The organism is Streptomyces sp. NPDC025273, from assembly GCF_040638585.1.
Lineage (GTDB): Bacteria > Actinomycetota > Actinomycetes > Streptomycetales > Streptomycetaceae > Streptomyces > Streptomyces cinereorectus.
This window is the reverse complement of sequence record NZ_JBEZYP010000005.1, coordinates 331455-349419: the sequence shown is the minus strand read 5'-3', so window position 1 is coordinate 349419 and position 17965 is coordinate 331455. Positions and strand designations below refer to the sequence as shown.

Below are 17965 nucleotides of genomic sequence, written 5' to 3'. Positions count from 1 at the left end.
GCATCGCCTCCGCGAAGACTGCGCGAGCGTAGTCCTCGTGCTGCAACAGGCCAGGTAGGTGCGTGATCTGCACATGCCGGAGCGAGAAAGGCGCGGACCGCACGGCACCACCGCACGTATCCGGTCAGCCGGAACATCCACCGCACTGGCACGGCGCGCCGGACTGGCAGCCGCACCCGCAGCCCGAGCCGCAGCCGCAGGCGCCGAGCACGGTCAGATGCACCACTTCGGTCGGGGTCTCCTGCTGGGGTTCGGTCATGGGGGAATCGGCCATGGTCCCTCCTCAGGGCGTACGACTCGACGGCGTACGACGTACGCGTACGACGGGGGCGTACGGCATCCGTGCCGCCCTCGCACCCATTGGATGCCCAACCCGGCGGGCGCATCAACGGCGCACGCGCGCTGGGACAAACGTGCTACCCCCAAGCGCCCGTTGCGCCCCTACGCCCCCTCTACCGGCGCCGCCGCCTGGATCTCGTCCGCGTGCTCACCCGTCACCAGGTAGACGACGCGCTTGGCGACCGATACGGCGTGGTCGGCGAAGCGCTCGTAGTAGCGGCCGAGCAGCGTCACGTCGACGGCCGTCTCGATGCCGTGCTTCCAGCGGTCGTCCATCAGGTGCTGGAACAGCGTGCGATGCAGCAGGTCCATCTCGTCGTCGTCCTGCTCCAGCTGGAGCGCCAGGTCGACGTCCTTCGTGATGATGACCTCCGCGGCCTTCGCCATCAGCCGCTGCGCGAGCTGCCCCATCTCCAGGATGGTGGCGTGCAGGTCGTGCGGCACCGCCGACTCCGGGAAGCGCAGCCGCGCCAGCTTGGCGACGTGCTGGGCGAGATCGCCCGAGCGCTCCAGGTCGGCGCTCATCCGCAGCGAGGTGACCACGATCCGCAGATCGGTCGCGACCGGCTGCTGGCGAGCCAGCAGTGCGATGGCCCGCGCCTCCAGGTCGTGCTGCAGGTCGTCGACCTTCTGGTCCGCGGCGATCACACTCTCGGCGAGCTTGAGATCGGCGTCGAGCATGGACGTCGTGGCTCGTCCGATCGCCGATCCGACGAGCCTGGCCATCTCGACCAGGTCCTCGCCGATCGAATCGAGTTCCTCGTGATAAGCGTCGCGCATGGAAGTCCCTCTCCAGATCCTTACTGAGGCCGGGGTCTCTGGGCCGACCCCCACGCTCCCACGGTGCGGGGCCAACGCGTCGGGATCCGGCCCCCGAAATGAACCAGCACTATCCCCTCGGTGAACTCTGGGCGACGAGTGTTCGAGATGCCACCCGGATGGCTGGGAGAGTGTCGGCGTGCCCGCATAACCTTGAAGCATGGACGTGAACGCGGCAGTGGCCGCAGCCGCTGCGATTGCCGGGTTGTGTACCGGCGTGATCGCGATGCTGGCGTTCCGCTGGAGTGAACGCGAGCAGAAGCGCCCCACGCGTACGTCCCTGCGGCCCGACACCAACGCACCCCTGCCTCCCGGGGTGGACACCGTCCTCTCCGTGCTCAGCTCGTCCGCCGTCGTGCTCGACGAGAGCGACAGCGTCGTCAAGGCCAGCTCCGCCGCGTACGCGCTGGGACTGGTCAGGGGCGGACGGCTGTCGGTCGAGCCGATGCTCCACATGGCCAGGGACACCCGGCGTGACGGCGAGATACGCCAGGGGGAACTGGATCTCCCCCGGCGCGGTACGGGACGGGGCGAGGCACTCGCCGTCTCGGCCCGGGTCGCTCCGCTGGGGTCGCGGCTGGTGCTGCTGCTCGTCGAGGACCTGACGGAGGCCCGCCGCATAGAAGCGGTACGGCGCGACTTCGTGGCCAATGTCAGCCACGAGCTCAAGACCCCGGTCGGTGCGCTCTCGCTGCTCTCCGAGGCCGTCATGGACGCGTCCGACGACCCGGAGGCGGTGGAGCGGTTCGCCGGACGCATGCAGATCGAGGCGACCCGCCTGACCAACCTCGTACAGGAGCTCATCGACCTCTCCCGGGTGCAGAACGACGACCCGCTGGAGGACGCGGAACCCGTCCGGGTGGAGGAGCTGGTCGCGGAGGCCATCGACCGGTGCCGTCAGCAGGCCGGCTCCAAGCAGATCACCATGGCATCGGGCGGCACCGCGGACCTCTTCGTCTGGGGAAACCGCGGTCAGCTCGCGGCCGCTCTCGGCAATCTCGTGGAGAATGCCGTCAACTACAGCCCCGCCCGTACCCGCGTCGGCATCGCTGCCCGGCGGCTGGTCGCACCCGGCGGGGATCTGATCGAGATAGCCGTGACCGACCAGGGCATCGGCATCTCCGAGAAGGACCGCGAGCGGGTGTTCGAGCGGTTCTACCGCGTCGACCCGGCCCGCTCACGGGCCACCGGTGGCACCGGTCTCGGCCTCGCCATCGTCAAGCACGTGGCCGCCTCGCACGGCGGGGAGGTCACTGTCTGGAGCTCGGAGGGACAGGGCTCCACCTTCACCCTGCGACTGCCCGAATCGGGCGTCGTACGGGGTCGCACCACCGGCGGACCGCTCATCGTCAACGGCACCGTTGACGACGAGGGGCCCTACGAGACCGATACTTTTGAACCATTTCCTGCCCCGGAGGCTCTTCCGTGACCCGAGTGCTTGTCGTCGAGGATGAGGAATCCTTCAGCGACGCCCTGTCCTACATGCTCCGCAAGGAGGGCTTCGAGGTGGCCATCGCGGCCACCGGCCCGGACGGCCTCGACGAGTTCGAGCGCAACGGCGCCGACCTCGTGCTGCTGGACCTGATGCTGCCGGGCCTGCCCGGTACGGAGGTCTGCCGGCAGCTGCGTGTCCGGTCCAACGTTCCGGTGATCATGGTCACCGCGAAGGACAGTGAGATCGACAAGGTCGTCGGCCTGGAAATAGGAGCCGACGACTACGTGACCAAGCCCTTCTCCTCGCGGGAGCTGGTGGCCCGCATCCGTGCGGTCCTGCGCCGCCGCGGCGAGCCGGAGGAGGTCACTCCGGCGGCCCTGGAGGCGGGTCCGGTCCGGATGGACGTCGACCGCCACGTCGTCACGGTCTCCGGCGGCAAGGTCGACCTCCCGCTGAAGGAGTTCGACCTCCTGGAGATGCTGCTGCGCAACGCGGGCCGCGTGCTGACCCGTATGCAGCTGATCGACCGGGTCTGGGGTGCGGACTACGTGGGCGACACCAAGACCCTCGACGTCCACGTGAAGCGTCTCCGCGCCAAGATCGAGCCCGACCCGGGTGCGCCGAGGTACCTGGTCACGGTGCGGGGGCTGGGCTACAAGTTCGAGCCGTAAACCGGCACCGCGGGACCGGACGCGCACCACCCGGCACCCGGGCCGGACCGCGCGGGCCGGTGGCCGCGACACCGCTGTGCGAAGGGGCGCCTCCTGCCGGAGGCGCCCCTTCGCGGCACCGTGCGTCAGTGCGAGGCGGACGCCTCGTCCGACGGCGTGGACGTGCCGCTCCCGGCCTCGGACCCGGCCGCGGCGCCCGCTTCGGATTCCGCCGGGGTGCCCGACGGCTCGCCCGGCGTCTCGGAGGCTTCCGCCGAGGGCGTGGGCTTCGGCTCCGGCAGCGCACTCGGGCCGAAGTCCTCGAAGAAGCTGGTCGCCGGGACGATCGCGGCGCCCAGACGGACGTCGCCGGTCTCGCTGAACCCGAAGACGACGTTCTGGACGTCGCCGGCGCGCCCGGCCTGACCGCCGTTCTCGATCACGGCGGAGGCGTTGCCCTTGCCGCCCAGGATGACGCGTCCGCCGGCCGGGATCACGACCGGCCCCTTGCCCTCGGCGGCCTGCAGCTTCACCGTGGCGCCGGTGCCCGGCAGGGTGACGGCCTCCAGGACCTCCTGCTTCGGGCCGTCGTTGAACAGCGTGGCGGCGACGACGGCAGGCCCCTCGGCACCCGGCTCCGGCTGGATGATGACGTTCGCGTTCTGGATCTTGATCTGGTCGACAACGGTCGCTGCGTTGTCCGGCCGGACCTGGAGCGTCTCGGCGTTGTTGCCCGCACCGCACGCGGACAGCGAGGCGATCGAGAACACGAGGGCAGTGGCGGCGAGGGCGCCGTGTCGAAGGCTGCGGCTCACGGCGGGCAACTCCTTGAACGTTCGGACTGCGGGCTTCGGACTCTGCGGACGGGAAGGCCGAGCGACGTGAAGCCGCCCTAAGTGTGTGTCAGCGGAGTCAGGTTACCGAGCCGCCCTCCCGTGCCCGCACCCGACCCGCCCCTACGGGCGCCCGACCTGACAGCCGGTCCGGACGAGCCGATTCGCACCGCGTTCACAAAACACGTCCGATCGGTGCGTGGATCGGTGCGCGATCGGTGTGTGCTCAATTCTCCCGGCGGTGGCGCATTCCTTGCGCATAATCCACCCGCCGGTCGGCCGTTGATCAATTTCAATGGCCATCGAGACTAAGGGCCGTACGAGTGATCGATGTCCGAACGGAGTACGCAAAGTTCAGATCTGTAATCCGGCAAAACGGGACGTTCAGCCCCTTCTGAGTCGCTTCCGGTCCGTGTGACGCACGTGTTTCAGCTCGACCGCGCGCCCACTCCGACCTGCGAATATCCTCCCCCCGAGGTCTTCCGCAGCACGTTCGTGTTGCTGTTGTCAAGCCCCGAGATATGCCCTGACCTGCGAAAACGCCATTCAGGAGAAGCCGTTCTCGTGTTACTCTGGATAGCCACGGAAGGGGTACCTGTCACATGACGTTCAAGGTTGGCGACACCGTGGTCTATCCCCATCACGGGGCCGCGCTGATCGAGGCTATCGAAACTCGCCAGATCAAAGGCGTGGACAAGACCTACTTGGTGCTCAAGGTCGCCCAGGGCGACTTGACGGTTCGTGTGCCGGCGGACAATGCGGAGTTCGTCGGTGTGCGTGACGTGGTCGGGCAGGAGGGGCTGGACCGGGTCTTCGAGGTGCTGCGCGCGCCGTACGCCGAAGAGCCGACGAACTGGTCCCGACGCTACAAGGCAAATCTCGAGAAGCTCGCCTCCGGCGATGTCATCAAGGTCGCCGAAGTGGTGCGTGACCTGTGGCGTCGTGAGCGCGAGCGCGGACTCTCCGCAGGTGAGAAGCGCATGCTCGCCAAGGCCCGCCAGATCCTGGTGAGCGAACTCGCCCTCGCGGAGAACACGAACGAGGACAAGGCCGAGGCCCTGCTCGACGAGGTCCTCGCGTCCTGAAGATGACGCCGGTATCCGGATCGCACCGGAATCCGGACCACGCCGGTCTGAAGAATGTGCCGCGGTGCCCGCTGACCAACCGTCTCCCACGGTAAGTCGTCGGGCGCTGCGGCATGTTCCGATCCTCGTCGAGGCATCCAGGGATCCCTCGGGAATCCTGCTGGTGACCGACGGGATCCGGCCGGATCCCGTCGGATCCGCGCCTTTCTCCTCAGCAAGCTCAACCCAGCCCTCGCTGCGGCCTGCCCGACCAGGGGTCACGGAAGGGGTCCCGGTCAGGTCAGGGCGTCGCGCCCGGCTCGCTGGGGCCATACCCATGTCGGCCGTGGAAACAAACCTGCCGAAGCTTCGGAGTGCAACCGATGTCACCGATGCCCCCCACGCCTGCTGAAACGCGCCCTTCCCGCACCGCCGCGGTGATCCCCGCAGCCGGCCGCGGCGTCCGGCTCGGCCCCGGAACCCCCAAGGCGCTGCGCGCACTCGGCGGGACCCCCATGCTGATCCACGCCGTGCGGGCGATGGCCGCGTCCCGCGCCGTCACCCTGGTCGTGGTGGTGGCGCCCCCGGACGGCGCGCACGAGGTCAAGAACCTCATCGCCGACCACTCGCTGCCGGAGCGCACCGACTACCTCGTCGTCCCCGGCGGTGCGACACGCCAGGAGTCCGTGAAGCTCGGCCTCGACGCCCTGCCCGAGGACGTCTCCGTCGTCCTCGTCCACGACGCGGCCCGCCCCCTGGTGCCCGTCGACACCGTGGACGCGGTCGTCGAGGCCGTACGGGACGGGGCACCCGCCGTCGTTCCCGCACTGCCGCTCGCCGACACCGTCAAGGAAGTCGGACCCGGCGCGCCGGGCGAGCCCGAACCCGTCCTCTCGACCCCGGTACGGGCCAGGCTGCGCGCCGTCCAGACCCCGCAGGGCTTCGACCGGGACACGCTGGTCCGGGCCCACGAGACGGTGGCCGTCGACGGCGAGGGCGCGACCGACGACGCGGGCATGGTGGAACGCCTCGGCGCGCCCGTCGTGGTGGTCCCGGGGCACGAGGAGGCGTTCAAGGTGACGCGGCCGCTCGACCTGGTGCTGGCCGAAGCGGTTCTCGCACGCCGGAGGGCGAACGATGGATTCTGAGCGCGTGTGGCAGGCCCCGGCACCCGTGATCCCGCTCGTCGGCATCGGGACGGACATCCACGCCTTCGAGGAGGGCCGCGAGCTCTGGTGCGCCGGGCTGCTGTGGGAGGGCGAGGGCCCCGGCCTGGCCGGCCACTCCGACGCCGACGTGGTGGCGCACGCGGCGTGCAATGCCCTGTTCTCGGCCGCCGGGCTCGGTGACCTCGGCCGGCACTTCGGCACCGGCCGCCCCGAGTGGTCCGGCGCCTCCGGGGTCGCCCTGCTCACCGAGGCCGCCCGGATCGTGCGCGCCGAGGGCTTCGGGATCGGCAACGTCGCCGTCCAGGTCGTCGGCCTGCGACCGAAGATCGGCAAGCGGCGCGACGAGGCCCAGAAGGTGCTGTCCGACGCGGTGGGCGCCCCCGTCTCGCTCTCCGCCGCCACGTCCGACGGTCTGGGGTTCACCGGGCGGGGCGAGGGCCTCGCCGGCATCGCGACCGCCCTGGTCTACCGCACCGCCGGCTGACCTCTCCGGGCCGCCCACCTGGCCCGGCACCACCCCGGGCCCTTGTTGCACATCACTCGCACGTACGCTGGTGCGGCAAGTGGTGCGACATGAAGGGCCCGTGGGGCCGGGAAAGGGTGGGCGGCAGTGGTGAGTGCGACCGCCGGGGCGACGCGGGTGCCGGATCCTTGTCCCCTCACGGGCGGCTACGTCCTGCGGACCGCCACGGAACAGGACCTCGGCGGCGCGCGGGCGGTCATGCTGGACACCGTCTACCGCGACCTGGGCTCCGGCTACGTACCGCGCTGGCACGCCGACATCATCGACCCGGAGAGCGCCTACCTGAGGCCCGAGCGCTGCACGCTGCTGGTCGTGCGGCACGGTGACGAGATCGTCGCGACGGGTGCGGTGCGGGACCGCGGTCCTCTGGCGCCGCCCAATCCGCAGTGGGTCGCCGACCGCTTCCCCTCCGGCACGACCGCCCAGCTGTGCCGGATCTACGTACGCCCTGAGCATCGGCGGCACGGCCTGGCCCGTTGGCTCGTACGGGAACTCGGGGCCTTCGCCGCCGGGGCGGGCGGCTACACCTCGCTCTACCTCCACACCGATCCGGCCGTGCCGGGTGCCGAGCCGTTCTGGCGGTCGACGGCGTACGAGGTGTGCGACGAGCGTGACCTGCCCGGTGGTGGGCAGGGGATCATCCACTTCGAACTGCCGATGCCCGCGCCGGTCGCCGCGTGACTCGCTATCAGATGATAATTATTTTCATATAACGTTCCGTCATGCCTCCGTTCCGAAGCCGCCGTTCACCCCTTCCGGTGATCGCCGCAGCCCTTCTGCTTCCTCTCGCCGCCTGCTCCTCCAGCGGCGACGAAGCCTCCGGGGGCAGCGGCCGGCTGCGGGCCGTCATGGCCTTCCCACCCGCCCAGGCCATGACCCCGTACGGCGACGACGCGATCTCCCTCAGCCGGCTCGCCGTGATCGAAGGCCTCACCACCCTCGACCCGAACGGCATACCCGAGCCCGCGCTCGCCGCCTCCTGGAAGCGGGACAACGCCAGCCTCGGGACGCAGGCCCCGGCACCGGAATGGGGCCGCATGCTCTCGGAGAACATGCCCTACGCCGAACGGGCCCCCTGGGCCGTCCTCGCTCCCGCCGCCGCCCTCGCCGTCCTCGGCGCACTCGCGGTGCTCACCTCGGCAGCCGTACGCGGTGGCCGCCGCCGATGACCACGCACCCGGAACGCGGCCTGACCGGAAAGAACCGCCCCGCCCGCCTCACCCCCTACCTCCGGCTCCTCACCGTCACCCAGTTCGCCTTCAACATCGGCTTCTACGCGGTCCTGCCCTACCTCGCCGCCCACCTCGGCGACGGACTCGGCATGGCCGGCTGGCTCGTCGGCCTCGTCCTCGGACTGCGCACCTTCAGCCAGCAGGGGCTCTTCGTCGTCGGCGGCGCCCTCACCGACCGCTACGGCCCCCGGCCGGTCGTCCTCGCCGGATGCGTCCTGCGCATCGCCGGATTCTGCTGGCTCGCCCTGGCCGGCTCCACCGCCACCGTCATCGGCGCCGTCTTCCTCATCGGCTTCGCCGCGGCACTCTTCTCACCCGCCGTCGAGTCCGAGACCGCCCGGGCCGCCGTCGCACACGAGGCCGACACCGGCACCCCGCGCGCCCAGGTCCTCGCCGTGTTCTTCGCCTCCGGCCAGGCCGGAGCCTTCCTCGGGCCCCTGCTCGGCACCCTCCTCCTGCTCCTGGGCGGCGGATTCACGGCCGCCTGCCTCGCCGGAGCCCTCGTCTTCGCCGGCGTACTGGCCGGACACGCCCGCCTCATGCCGCACCGGCCCCGCACCACCGTCCGCGAGCCCGGACGCGGCCGCTTCCCCGGCGACGTCTTCGCCAACCGCCCGTTCCTCCTCCTGTGCCTCGCCTACAGCACCTACCTCGTCTCCTACAACCAGCTCTACCTCGCCCTGCCCGTCGAGGTGGAACACGCCACCGGATCGCAGAGCGCCATCGGCGGACTCTTCGCGCTCTCCTCCCTCCTCGTCGTCGGCGCCCAACTGCCCCTCACCCGCTGGTCGGCCCGCCGCATCGCACCGCGCACCGCACTCGTCACCGGGCTCGCCGTCGTCGCAGCCGGATTCGCCGCCGTACCCCTCACGCCCGCCGGACCCGCCGGGCTGCTCCCCGCGGCGACCCTCGTCGTCCTGCTCACCCTCGGCCAGATGCTGCTGATCCCCGCAGCGCGGGGACTCGTGCCCGACCTGGTCGACGACCGTCGGCTCGGCCTCGCCACGGGAGCCCTGTCCTCGGTCTCCGGCCTCGCCGTCCTCGTGGGCAGCGCGGCCACCGGCGCGCTCCTCAGCACCCCGGGACCCGTCCTGTGGACCACGCTCGCCGCCGTCCCCCTCGCCGGTGCCGCACTCGCCCTGACCCTGCCCCGCGGCGCGCGGACGCCGACGCCGGAGGGAACCGTCTCCGATCGGTTGTGACACGTTTTCCACAGGGGGCGCTGGGCACTGGTGCGGGCCCACTACCCTTGAGGGGTGACTATTCGCCTGCATGACACCAACGCCCGGCAGATCCGTGACTTCGTCCCGCTCACAGCGGGCTGTGTCTCGATCTACCTCTGTGGCGCGACTGTCCAGGCCGCCCCGCACATCGGGCACATCAGGTCCGGACTGAACTTCGACATCATGCGCCGCTGGTTCGAATACCGTGGGTACGACGTGACGTTCATCCGGAATGTCACCGACATCGACGACAAGATCATCAAGAAGTCCGCCGAGCAGAACCGCCCCTGGTGGTCCATCGGCTACGAGAACGAGCGCGCGTTCAACGACGGCTACGACGCCCTGGGCTGCCTCCCGCCCACGTACGAACCGCGCGCCACCGGCCACATCACCGAGATGATCGAGATGATGCGCGGCCTCATCGAGCGCGGCCACGCCTACGAGGCCGACGGCAACGTCTACTTCGACGTGCGCTCGTACGAGGGATACCTGGAGCTCTCCAACCAGGACCTCGACGACCTGCGCCAGCCCTCGGGCGACAACGAGACCGGCAAGCGGGACAAGCGCGACTTCGCCATGTGGAAGGCCGCCAAGCCGGGCGAGCCCAGCTGGGAGACCCCCTGGGGCCGTGGCCGCCCCGGGTGGCACCTGGAGTGCTCCGCCATGGCGCACAAGTACCTCGGCAGCGCCTTCGACATCCACGGCGGCGGCATCGACCTGATCTTCCCGCACCACGAGAACGAGATCGCCCAGGCCAAGGCCTTCGGCGACGAGTTCGCGACGTACTGGGTGCACAACGGCTGGGTCACCCTGGCCGGCGAGAAGATGTCGAAGTCCCTCGGCAACTCCGTGCTGGTCAGCGAGATGGTCAAGCAGTGGCGGCCCATCGTGCTGCGCTACTACCTGGGCACCCCGCACTACCGCTCCATGATCGAGTACAGCGAGGAAGCACTGCGCGAGGCCGAGTCCGCGTTCGCACGGATCGAGGGCTTCGTCCAGCGCGTCATCGAGAAGGCGGGCGGCGAGGTCGCCCCCGCCTCCGAGGTGCCGCCCGCGTTCGCCGAGGCCATGGACGACGACCTCGGCGTCCCCCAGGCACTCGCGGTCGTCCACACCACCGTCCGGCAGGGCAACTCCGCCCTCGCCGCCGACGACAAGGAAGCCGCCGTCGCGCGCCTCGCCGAGGTGCGCGCCATGCTCGGCGTCCTCGGCCTGGACCCCCTCCACGCCCACTGGGCGGGCGATACCGACCACGGCGAGGACCTGCACGGTGTCGTCGACAGCCTTGTACGGCTCGTCCTGGACCAGCGCCAGTCGGCACGCGAGCGCAAGGACTGGCCCGCCGCCGACGCCATCCGCGACCAGCTCAACCAGTCCGGCCTCGTCATCGAGGACAGCCCCGGCGGAGCCCGGTGGACCCTCGGCCCGCGCTGAGCGGATCCCCCTCGCACCCCGCGTGAGCAGCGCACTGTGCCGCCCGGCCGTCCGGGCGGCACACTTTCACTTGAGACACGTCTTTCTGAAGCAACGAAACAGGTAGGTCATGGCCGGGAACAGCCAGCGCAGGAACCGCCGCACGTCCAACAAGAAGGGCATGCAGGTCGGCAGCGGTGGCCAGCGGCGCCGTGGTCTCGAAGGCAAGGGACCGACGCCGCCCGCCTCCGTCCGCAAGGGACACAAGAAGAACCGGGTGGCGAACGCCCAGGCCAAGCAGGCCGCGGCCCGCCGCCCAGCCCCCCGCCGTGGTGGCGCCAAGGGCACATCGGAAATGGTCGTCGGCCGCAACCCGGTCTTCGAGGCGCTGCGCGACGGCGTCCCCGCGACCACCCTCTACGTCCAGCAGTACATCGACAACGACGAGCGGGTCCGCGAGGCCCTCCAGCTCGCCGGCGAGCGCGGCAACATCAACCTCATGGAGGCCCCGCGCCCCGAGCTCGACCGGATGACGAACGGCCTGAACCACCAGGGCCTCGTCCTCCAGGTCCCGCCGTACGAGTACGCGCACCCGGAGGACCTCACCGCCGCCGCGTACGACAACAACGAGGACCCGCTGATCGTCGCCCTCGACGGCGTCACCGACCCGCGGAACCTCGGCGCCATCGTCCGCTCCGTCTCCGCCTTCGGCGGCCACGGCGTGGTCGTACCCGAGCGCCGCGCGGCCGGCATGACGGCCGGAGCCTGGAAGTCCTCCGCCGGCACCGCCGCCCGCACCCCGGTCTCCCGCGTCACCAACCTGACCCGGGCCCTGGAGGGCTACCAGAAGGCGGGCCTCACCGTCGTCGGCCTCGCCGCCGACGGCGAACACACAGTCGAGGACCTCGAAGCCCTCGCCGGGCCCGTCGTCATCGTCATCGGCAGCGAAGGCAAGGGCCTCGGCCGCCTCGTCGGGGAGACCTGCGACTACCGGGTCCGCATCTCCATGCCCGGTGGCGCCGAATCCCTGAACGCCGGTGTCGCCGCGGGCATCGTCCTGTACGAGGTCGCACGCCGCCGCGCGTGACCCGCCACGTCCGGCCCGGGAGCACAGCGCCGGGCCGGACGGAGTACGCGCCCCGTCCACGCGTCACGGTCCCGACGGAGCCCCCGAACCACGGGCAGCCGCACGCCGTCACAGACTATTGACGGGTCTCGGACACTTCGGACGTGTCAAGGCAGTGTCCTAATCACACATCACTCGGTTAGATGAGTGTGGACACCAGAACGCCTCGGTTCGACGACCAACCCGCCCTGAGCATGACGAAGGTGGACAGCGACCCCGCGCAGGTCATCGTCAGCCACGCCAGCTTCCGGGTGCAGCTCGCCCCGGGCCAGCGCACACGTCTGCGGTCAGTGGCCTCCGCCGGACCGGTCAGGATCCCCGCCATGAGTGGCGCGGGCGGCCGCAGGCGGGCGCCCGTCGTGTGGAGCGGCAGGTCGGAGCCGGGCGATCCCGGCGCGACCGGACTCCTGCAGGCCGTACGGAACTCCACCGCGGGCCACCTCGACGTACGCCCCGGCGGCGGCCACGGTGACGGCACGGGCGGCGGCACGCAGGTCATCCCGCTCCTCGACGAGACCCAGCCCAACCCCGTGGTCGTCTCCCCCCGCTCCGGACCCGGCCGGAGCGGTCCGCTGCTGCCCCCCATGCGGCGGGCCGTCGGCGCCTACGACCCCGTCGAGAACGACCCGCGGGCACCTCACGCCACGTACGACGACGAGAGCCCCGACGACACCACCGCCGGGGAACGGCGCCACGCCAACGACGACGTGCGGCACGCCTATTTCCCCGGCCGCCGCATGAACCTCGGCGTCGTCCTCCTCCCGCTGCGCGTCTTCCTCGGCTTCCTCTCCATCTACGCCGGCATGGGCAAGCTCTCCGACCCCGTCTACTTCGACGGCGGGGACCGCGGCTCCATGGTCAAGTGGCTGACCTCGCTGCACCCCTGGACCTTCGCCGAACCATTCCGCGACTTCGCTCTCACCCACCCCGTGGGCACCGGACTCTCCGTCGCCTTCCTCCAGGTCGTCGTCGGTGTCCTCACGGTCCTCGGCCTCTGGCAGCGCGTCGCCGCCGCCTTCGGCGCACTGCTCTGCGCCGCTCTCCTCGTCACGGTCAGCTGGCGAAGCGTCGCCGCGTACGACGCGCCCGACATCATCTTCCTGGCGGCCTGGAGCCCGCTCGTCATCGCCGGCGCCCCCGTCTACTCCGTCGACGGGCGCCTCGCCGGAGAGGCCTGGCGCAGGCTCGGCCCGCGCTCCGCGATCTGGGACCTCCGCCGCCGCGTCCTGCGCCGCGGAGCGGTCGTGGCCACCGTCGTCGTCGGGCTGACCCTGCTGGTCGGCGCCATGATCGGCGGCGCCGTCCGGTCCACCGAGGTCGTCACCGTGCCCGGCCCCGACAGCAACCCCACCAACCAGCTGCCGGGCTCCCCGCTCCCCGACGACGAGAACACCGACCAGGGCAAGCCGTCCCGCACCCCTGAGCAGCGCCGCCCGGAAGCGACCCCGTCCAGTACCGCGAGCGCGCCGTCGGCCGGGGAATCCGCCCCGGGTTCCGACTCCGTCCGTGAATCCGGCCAGGCGACCGGGGCGAGCACCGGGCAGCCCAGCCAGACCCAGGGCACCGGCCGGCAGCCTGCGCAGGAGACGACCCCGCAGGAGCCTCCGACCAGCAGCTCGGGCCCCACCTCCTCCGGAGGCACCAGCTCCGGTGGCGGCACCGGCGGCTCGGACGGCGGATCCACCGACGGCGGTTCGACCGGCGGCGCGGGCCAGAACCCCATCGGCGGACTGCTCGGCTGACCGACCCCCCGGACAGCGAGGGGCGGCCACCGGCATCCGGTGGCCGCCCCTCGCCGTGTGGAGTGCCCCTCAGCCGCTCTGCGGGGCGCCCAGCTCCCTGGCCGCCTCCGTGAGGTCCTTCGCGGTGTCGATCGCCCGCCAGTACGCGCCGTGCGGCAGAGGGAACCCCGCCAGCCTGCGTTCCCGGGCCAGCCGCGGGAACGTCGTCCGCTCATGGTCCCCGATGTCCGGCAGCAACGCGGTGAACCCGGGCGCGAAGACGTACACCCCCGCGTTGATCAGGTACGGCGAAGGCGGCGACTCGATGAAGTCGGTGATGTGTCCGAACGCGTCCGTCTCCACCGCACCCCACGGGATCCGCGGACGGGCCAGCGCGAGCGTCGCCGTGGCGTCCCGCTCGGCGTGGAACGCGGCCATCTCCCGGAGCGAGAAACGCGTCCAGATGTCGCCGTTGGTCGCGTACCAGGGCTCCGACGGCTCGGGCAGCCGTGCCGCGGCGTACTTCAGACCGCCGCCCCGGCCCAGCGGCTCGGTCTCGACGACGGTCGTGACGTGCAACGGAAGATCGGCCGAGTCCAGCCATTCCTGCAGCACATAGGCGAGATGGCCGCACGAGATCACGGCGTCGGTGACACCCTCGGCGGCCAGCCAGGCAAGCTGATGGCCGATGATCGGGGTCCCGGTTCCCGGGATCTCGACCATCGGCTTGGGACGGTCATCGGTGTACGGGCGCAGCCGCGAGCCCTGGCCACCCGCCAGGATCACGGCCTGCGTCGGATACGTATGCATGCCAGGCACGATATGCCGTGCCTCATGGGGGATCAGCTGAACTGTGCCACGCCCGAGGCGAACGAGGTGTCACAGACCGGACGGGAGAAACGGTGCGCGCGCGTCGGCCCGTACTGGTCGACGGCTGCCTTGCCCAGCGCCTTCGCGATCGACATGCAGTGCCTGGCCATCGACGGACGTGCCTCGACGGCGCGCTGCAGCTCGGTGAGCGCGACGCCCGGGTCCTTCTCCCGCATCTCCACGAGGAGCTTGTCGCGCAGGACGTCCTGCGGCGCGCGCGGCGTCCTGGCGCGCTTGGACAGGGTGGTTTCGGAGGCAGCGGTCAGCAGCTGCGACTCGGTGTTGTGCGCCGACCACGACACGCGGGTGACCGCGAGGGTCCCGGAGAGGACCATGACGACGGGCAGTACGAGAGCGAGGGTTCGGCCGATTCGGCGCGCGGTGTGGGTCACGCAGGCGAGCGTAGCGTTCAGTGATGAATGGGCGACATTCAGTCACTCTCACGGGGGATGGTTCGAGGGGTCCTTTCGAATCGCGGGTTGACGAGCCGGAGTGAATTGACCGAAGTGCCGGGGTATGTGGCGTCCGCCGGTCCGAAACCCGTCCCCGCCGCCCACCACGCGAACGGCCCCCGCTCCGACCTGCGTCGAGGAGCGGGGGCCGCCGTGCAGCGGGGACGGCGTCGTCAGTCGGTGAGGCGCTCACCGGTCGACGTCGCGAAGACGTGCAGCTCCTCCGGGCGAGGCACGACGTGCAGCTCGGTGCCCTTCTCCGGCACGGCGCGGCCGCCGACGCGGACGACCAGGTCCTTGTGCTCGCCACCGACCTGCGCGGCACCGTAGACGAAACCGTCGGCGCCGAGCTCCTCGACGACGTTGACGGAGACGGCGAGACCGGCCGGGGCGTCGGCCGAACCCTTGGTGAGGGTCTGCGCGGCGGCGCCGCCGTGCTCGACGATGTCGAAGTGCTCGGGACGGATGCCGACCGTGACCGTACGGTCACCGCGGTCGGCGGCGGCGGAGAGCGCCGCACGGGAGACCGGGACGACGCTGTTGCCGAACTTCACGCCACCGTCGGTGATCGGGACCTCGACGAGGTTCATCGCCGGGGAGCCGATGAAGCCGGCGACGAAGAGGTTCGCCGGGCGGTCGTACATGTTGCGCGGCGAGTCGACCTGCTGGAGGAGACCGTCCTTGAGGACCGCGACGCGGTCACCCATGGTGAGGGCCTCGACCTGGTCGTGGGTGACGTACACGGTGGTGATGCCGAGGCGGCGCTGCAGCGAAGCGATCTGCGTACGCGTCGACACACGGAGCTTGGCGTCGAGGTTCGACAGGGGCTCGTCCATGAGGAACACCTGCGGCTCACGCACGATGGCGCGGCCCATCGCGACACGCTGACGCTGGCCGCCGGAGAGCGCCTTCGGCTTCCGGTCCAGGTAGTCGGTGAGGTCCAGCATCTTGGCGGCCTCTTCGACCTTCGCCCGGATCTCCGTCTTGTTGATCCCGGCGATCTTCAGCGCGAAGCCCATGTTGTCCGCGACGGACATGTGCGGGTAGAGCGCGTAGTTCTGGAACACCATGGCGATGTCCCGGTCCTTGGGCGGCAGGTGCGTGACGTCGCGGTCGCCGATGCGGATCGCGCCGCCGTTGACGTCCTCGAGACCCGCGAGCATGCGCAGGGAGGTCGACTTGCCACAGCCGGAAGGACCGACGAGGACGAGGAACTCACCGTCTTCGATGTCGATCTCGAGCTGGTCCACGGCCGGCTTCGTGGAGCCGGGGTAGACGCGGGACGCCTTGTCGAACGTGACACTGGCCATGCTGAATCTTCTCCTTCACCGGCAGGAACGTGCCGGACGATCCGAGTAAGGGAGTGGTCTGGTCCACTTGAGTGGGCCTGACGTGACGCTACCTGGCGTTTCCGGATCTGTCAGTAGATCCGGGGTCCCGGATATTGCGCGGGATGCGGTCGCGGTGTTGGTTACACTGCTTCCGCATGCCTCCTTAGCTCAGTCCGGCCAGAGCAACGCACTTGTAATGCGTAGGTCGTCGGTTCGAATCCGACAGGGGGCTCACCTGCCCGGTCCGGCGGTTGGCGAGAGCCCAGCCGGACCGGGCATTTTCGTGGCCCTGTGGTCAGTGCCGCCCCGAGATCCGGTCCGCCGCCTTCGCGATGCGGTCCGTCCCGGTGTGCGGGGAGGTCGCTTCGCGGCGGTCGGCTGTGCGGTAGGCCGCGTAGAGGGCGTGGACGCCGAGCCAGCGGAGGGGTTCCGGTTCCCAGCGGCGGACCTTGTGGCCGACCCAGGGGAGGGTGGTCAGGTCGGTGGGGCCAGCCTGGCCCGAGTCCTGCTGGATGAGGTCGCGGAGGGTGCGGGCGGCGAGGTTGGCGGTGGCGACGCCGGAGCCGACGTAGCCGCCGGCCCAGCCGAGGCCGGTCGAGCGGTCCAGGGTGACGGTGGCGCACCAGTCGCGGGGGACGCCGAGTACGCCTGACCACGCGTGGTCGATCCGGGTGCCCGCGGTGGTGGGGAAGAAGCGGACGAGGAGGTCGCGGAGAGCTTCGACGGTGGCGGGCCGGGTGCGGCCGTCGTTGTCGGTGGCCGAGCCGTAGCGGTAGGGGACGCCCCGGCCGCCGAGGGCGATGCGGTCGTCGGCGGTGCGTTGGGCGTACATGTAGGCGTGGGCCGTGTCGCCGAGGGTTTCGCGGCCGTCCCAGCCGATGGTGTCCCAGAGGGCCTGGGGGAGGGGCTCGGTGACGATCATGGAGGAGTTCATGGGGAGCCAGGTGCGTCTGTGGCCCTTGAGGCCCGCGGTGAAGCCCTCGGTGCAGCGCAGGACGTAGGGGGCGCGGACCGTGCCGTAGGGGGTGATGGCGTGCTTGGGCCTGATCTCGGTGACGGGTGTGGACTCGTGGAGGGTGACGCCGAGGGCTTCGACGGTGTCCGCGAGGCCCTTGACGAGTCTGGCGGGGTGCAGGCGGGCGCCGTGCGGGGTCCAGGTGGAGCCGACGGCACCGGTGACGCGGACGCGTTCGGCCGTCTCGCGGGCCCCGCGCAGGACGCGGTCGGTCTCGCCGAAGGCGATCTCGACGCAGTGGAGGTCCTTGAGGCGGGCCAGCTGGGCGGGGGTGCGGGCGATCTCGAGGACGCCACCGTGGTGGATGTCGGCGTCGATGCCCTCGTCCGCTGCGGTGCGGATGACTTCGCCGACGGTGTCGTTCATGGCCCGCTGGAGGCGGACGGCGGCCTCATGGCCGTGGAGTTTCGCGTAACGGGAGCGGCCCGCGATGCCGTTGTAGAGCCAGCCACCGTTGCGGCCGGAGGCGCCGTAGCCGCAGAACTTGGCTTCGAGGACGGTGATGTTGAGGAAGGGGACCGCCTTCTTGAGGTAGTACGCCGTCCAGAGTCCGGTGTAGCCGCCGCCGACGATGCAGACGTCGGCGGTGGTGTCGCCGGGCAGGGGCTCGCGGGGGGCGGGGGTGCCCTCGTCCGCGTACCAGAACGATATGCCGCCGTTGACGGTGCTGACGGTGCTCATGTGTCCCCTGCTTGTCCTTGTGCAGCCGAGTCGCTGAGGGGACGTTACTGCGCGACCGGGGGTTTCGTC

At 70.7% G+C, this 17965-nt stretch carries 18 protein-coding genes, 1 tRNA gene and 1 pseudogene; 12 read left to right on the top strand and 8 right to left on the bottom strand.

Features of this window, described 5'->3' with window-relative positions; all coding sequences use genetic code 11:
• The 3 genes from AB0F38_RS12385 to phoU form a co-directional block, all read right to left on the bottom strand.
• On the bottom strand, nt 1-73 hold a 73-nt coding region (locus tag AB0F38_RS12385; protein WP_361890721.1), incomplete at its 3' end, for a hypothetical protein.
• Between the two features lie 51 nt (nt 74-124).
• On the bottom strand, nt 125-274 hold the full coding sequence (locus AB0F38_RS12380) for a hypothetical protein (protein ID WP_164494140.1): 150 nt from the start codon (nt 272-274) through the stop codon (nt 125-127).
• A 167-nt stretch (nt 275-441) separates the two neighbouring features.
• Nucleotides 442-1119 (bottom strand): phosphate signaling complex protein PhoU, encoded by a 678-nt coding sequence (gene phoU / locus AB0F38_RS12375; RefSeq protein WP_267074430.1) that lies wholly within the window; start codon nt 1117-1119, stop codon nt 442-444.
• Nucleotides 1120-1318: 199 nt separating this feature from the next.
• Here phoU and AB0F38_RS12370 point away from each other — a divergent pair, with 199 nt between their 5' ends.
• Nucleotides 1319-2587 (top strand): ATP-binding protein, encoded by a 1269-nt coding sequence (locus AB0F38_RS12370; RefSeq protein WP_361890667.1) that lies wholly within the window; start codon nt 1319-1321, stop codon nt 2585-2587.
• Nucleotides 2584-3264 (top strand): response regulator transcription factor, encoded by a 681-nt coding sequence (locus AB0F38_RS12365; RefSeq protein ID WP_014047499.1) that lies wholly within the window; start codon nt 2584-2586, stop codon nt 3262-3264. The genes AB0F38_RS12370 and AB0F38_RS12365 overlap by 4 nt, the downstream gene beginning before the upstream one ends.
• A 125-nt stretch (nt 3265-3389) precedes the next feature.
• Here the strand turns inward: AB0F38_RS12365 and AB0F38_RS12360 are convergent, their stop codons facing one another.
• Nucleotides 3390-4058 carry a DUF461 domain-containing protein gene (locus AB0F38_RS12360; protein WP_361890663.1) on the bottom strand — a complete coding sequence of 223 codons (669 nt, stop codon included), beginning with the start codon at nt 4056-4058 and terminating at the stop codon, nt 3390-3392.
• Nucleotides 4059-4678: 620 nt separating this feature from the next.
• Here AB0F38_RS12360 and AB0F38_RS12355 point away from each other — a divergent pair.
• The 9 genes and pseudogenes from AB0F38_RS12355 to AB0F38_RS12315 all read left to right on the top strand — a co-directional run bounded on the left by AB0F38_RS12355 (nt 4679) and on the right by AB0F38_RS12315 (nt 13568).
• On the top strand, nt 4679-5161 hold the full coding sequence (locus AB0F38_RS12355) for a CarD family transcriptional regulator (protein WP_006380568.1): 483 nt from the start codon (nt 4679-4681) through the stop codon (nt 5159-5161).
• Nucleotides 5162-5523: 362 nt separating this feature from the next.
• Nucleotides 5524-6288 carry a 2-C-methyl-D-erythritol 4-phosphate cytidylyltransferase gene (ispD, locus tag AB0F38_RS12350; RefSeq protein WP_361890660.1) on the top strand — a complete coding sequence of 255 codons (765 nt, stop codon included), beginning with the start codon at nt 5524-5526 and terminating at the stop codon, nt 6286-6288.
• A complete protein-coding gene (gene ispF, locus AB0F38_RS12345) occupies nt 6278-6793 on the top strand; it encodes a 2-C-methyl-D-erythritol 2,4-cyclodiphosphate synthase (RefSeq protein ID WP_361890658.1) in 516 nt (171 codons plus the stop codon). The genes ispD and ispF overlap by 11 nt, the downstream gene beginning before the upstream one ends.
• A gap of 237 nt (nt 6794-7030) precedes the next feature.
• Nucleotides 7031-7513, top strand: coding sequence for a GNAT family N-acetyltransferase (locus tag AB0F38_RS12340; protein WP_361890718.1), 483 nt, complete (start codon nt 7031-7033; stop codon nt 7511-7513).
• Between the two features lie 41 nt (nt 7514-7554).
• Nucleotides 7555-7827: pseudogene (locus AB0F38_RS12335) on the top strand (ABC transporter substrate-binding protein); the annotation flags it as partial.
• Between the two features lie 170 nt (nt 7828-7997).
• Entirely contained in the window at nt 7998-9266 is a 1269-nt protein-coding gene (locus tag AB0F38_RS12330) for an MFS transporter (RefSeq protein WP_361890655.1), read from the top strand.
• A gap of 54 nt (nt 9267-9320) precedes the next feature.
• Nucleotides 9321-10721: a cysteine--tRNA ligase gene (cysS, locus tag AB0F38_RS12325; RefSeq protein ID WP_361890652.1), complete on the top strand. Its 1401-nt coding sequence runs from the start codon at nt 9321-9323 to the stop codon at nt 10719-10721.
• Nucleotides 10722-10830: 109 nt separating this feature from the next.
• Nucleotides 10831-11787: a 23S rRNA (guanosine(2251)-2'-O)-methyltransferase RlmB gene (gene rlmB, locus AB0F38_RS12320; RefSeq protein WP_361890649.1), complete on the top strand. Its 957-nt coding sequence runs from the start codon at nt 10831-10833 to the stop codon at nt 11785-11787.
• Between the two features lie 182 nt (nt 11788-11969).
• Nucleotides 11970-13568: a DoxX family membrane protein gene (locus AB0F38_RS12315; protein ID WP_361890646.1), complete on the top strand. Its 1599-nt coding sequence runs from the start codon at nt 11970-11972 to the stop codon at nt 13566-13568.
• Between the two features lie 69 nt (nt 13569-13637).
• Here AB0F38_RS12315 and AB0F38_RS12310 read toward each other — a convergent pair whose 3' ends face one another.
• The 3 genes from AB0F38_RS12310 to ugpC all read right to left on the bottom strand — a co-directional run bounded on the left by AB0F38_RS12310 (nt 13638) and on the right by ugpC (nt 16179).
• Nucleotides 13638-14357 carry a nucleotidyltransferase family protein gene (locus AB0F38_RS12310; protein WP_361890643.1) on the bottom strand — a complete coding sequence of 240 codons (720 nt, stop codon included), beginning with the start codon at nt 14355-14357 and terminating at the stop codon, nt 13638-13640.
• A gap of 32 nt (nt 14358-14389) precedes the next feature.
• Entirely contained in the window at nt 14390-14809 is a 420-nt protein-coding gene (locus AB0F38_RS12305; protein ID WP_361890640.1) for a hypothetical protein, read from the bottom strand.
• 233 nt (nt 14810-15042) lie between these two features.
• A complete protein-coding gene (ugpC, locus tag AB0F38_RS12300; protein ID WP_361890638.1) occupies nt 15043-16179 on the bottom strand; it encodes a sn-glycerol-3-phosphate ABC transporter ATP-binding protein UgpC in 1137 nt (378 codons plus the stop codon).
• A 178-nt stretch (nt 16180-16357) separates the two neighbouring features.
• Here ugpC and AB0F38_RS12295 point away from each other — a divergent pair.
• A tRNA-Thr gene (locus AB0F38_RS12295) sits at nt 16358-16432 on the top strand.
• A 63-nt stretch (nt 16433-16495) separates the two neighbouring features.
• Here the strand turns inward: AB0F38_RS12295 and AB0F38_RS12290 are convergent.
• Entirely contained in the window at nt 16496-17896 is a 1401-nt protein-coding gene (locus AB0F38_RS12290) for an FAD-dependent oxidoreductase (RefSeq protein WP_361890635.1), read from the bottom strand.
• Nucleotides 17897-17965: the final 69 nt, after the last annotated feature.

Excerpts from the sequence above, each read along its gene's own strand:
- AB0F38_RS12380 (WP_164494140.1), bottom strand. The coding sequence starts at position 274 with ATGGCCGATTCCCCCATGACCGAACCCCAGCAGGAGACCCCGACCGAA.
- phoU (WP_267074430.1), bottom strand. The coding sequence starts at position 1,119 with ATGCGCGACGCTTATCACGAGGAACTCGATTCGATCGGCGAGGACCTG.
- AB0F38_RS12370 (WP_361890667.1), top strand. The coding sequence starts at position 1,319 with ATGGACGTGAACGCGGCAGTGGCCGCAGCCGCTGCGATTGCCGGGTTG.
- AB0F38_RS12355 (WP_006380568.1), top strand. The coding sequence starts at position 4,679 with ATGACGTTCAAGGTTGGCGACACCGTGGTCTATCCCCATCACGGGGCC.
- ispD (WP_361890660.1), top strand. The coding sequence starts at position 5,524 with ATGTCACCGATGCCCCCCACGCCTGCTGAAACGCGCCCTTCCCGCACC.
- ispF (WP_361890658.1), top strand. The coding sequence starts at position 6,278 with ATGGATTCTGAGCGCGTGTGGCAGGCCCCGGCACCCGTGATCCCGCTC.
- AB0F38_RS12340 (WP_361890718.1), top strand. The coding sequence starts at position 7,031 with ATGCTGGACACCGTCTACCGCGACCTGGGCTCCGGCTACGTACCGCGC.
- AB0F38_RS12330 (WP_361890655.1), top strand. The coding sequence starts at position 7,998 with ATGACCACGCACCCGGAACGCGGCCTGACCGGAAAGAACCGCCCCGCC.
- rlmB (WP_361890649.1), top strand. The coding sequence starts at position 10,831 with ATGGCCGGGAACAGCCAGCGCAGGAACCGCCGCACGTCCAACAAGAAG.
- AB0F38_RS12315 (WP_361890646.1), top strand. The coding sequence starts at position 11,970 with ATGAGTGTGGACACCAGAACGCCTCGGTTCGACGACCAACCCGCCCTG.
- AB0F38_RS12310 (WP_361890643.1), bottom strand. The coding sequence starts at position 14,357 with ATGCATACGTATCCGACGCAGGCCGTGATCCTGGCGGGTGGCCAGGGC.
- ugpC (WP_361890638.1), bottom strand. The coding sequence starts at position 16,179 with ATGGCCAGTGTCACGTTCGACAAGGCGTCCCGCGTCTACCCCGGCTCC.
- AB0F38_RS12290 (WP_361890635.1), bottom strand. The coding sequence starts at position 17,896 with ATGAGCACCGTCAGCACCGTCAACGGCGGCATATCGTTCTGGTACGCG.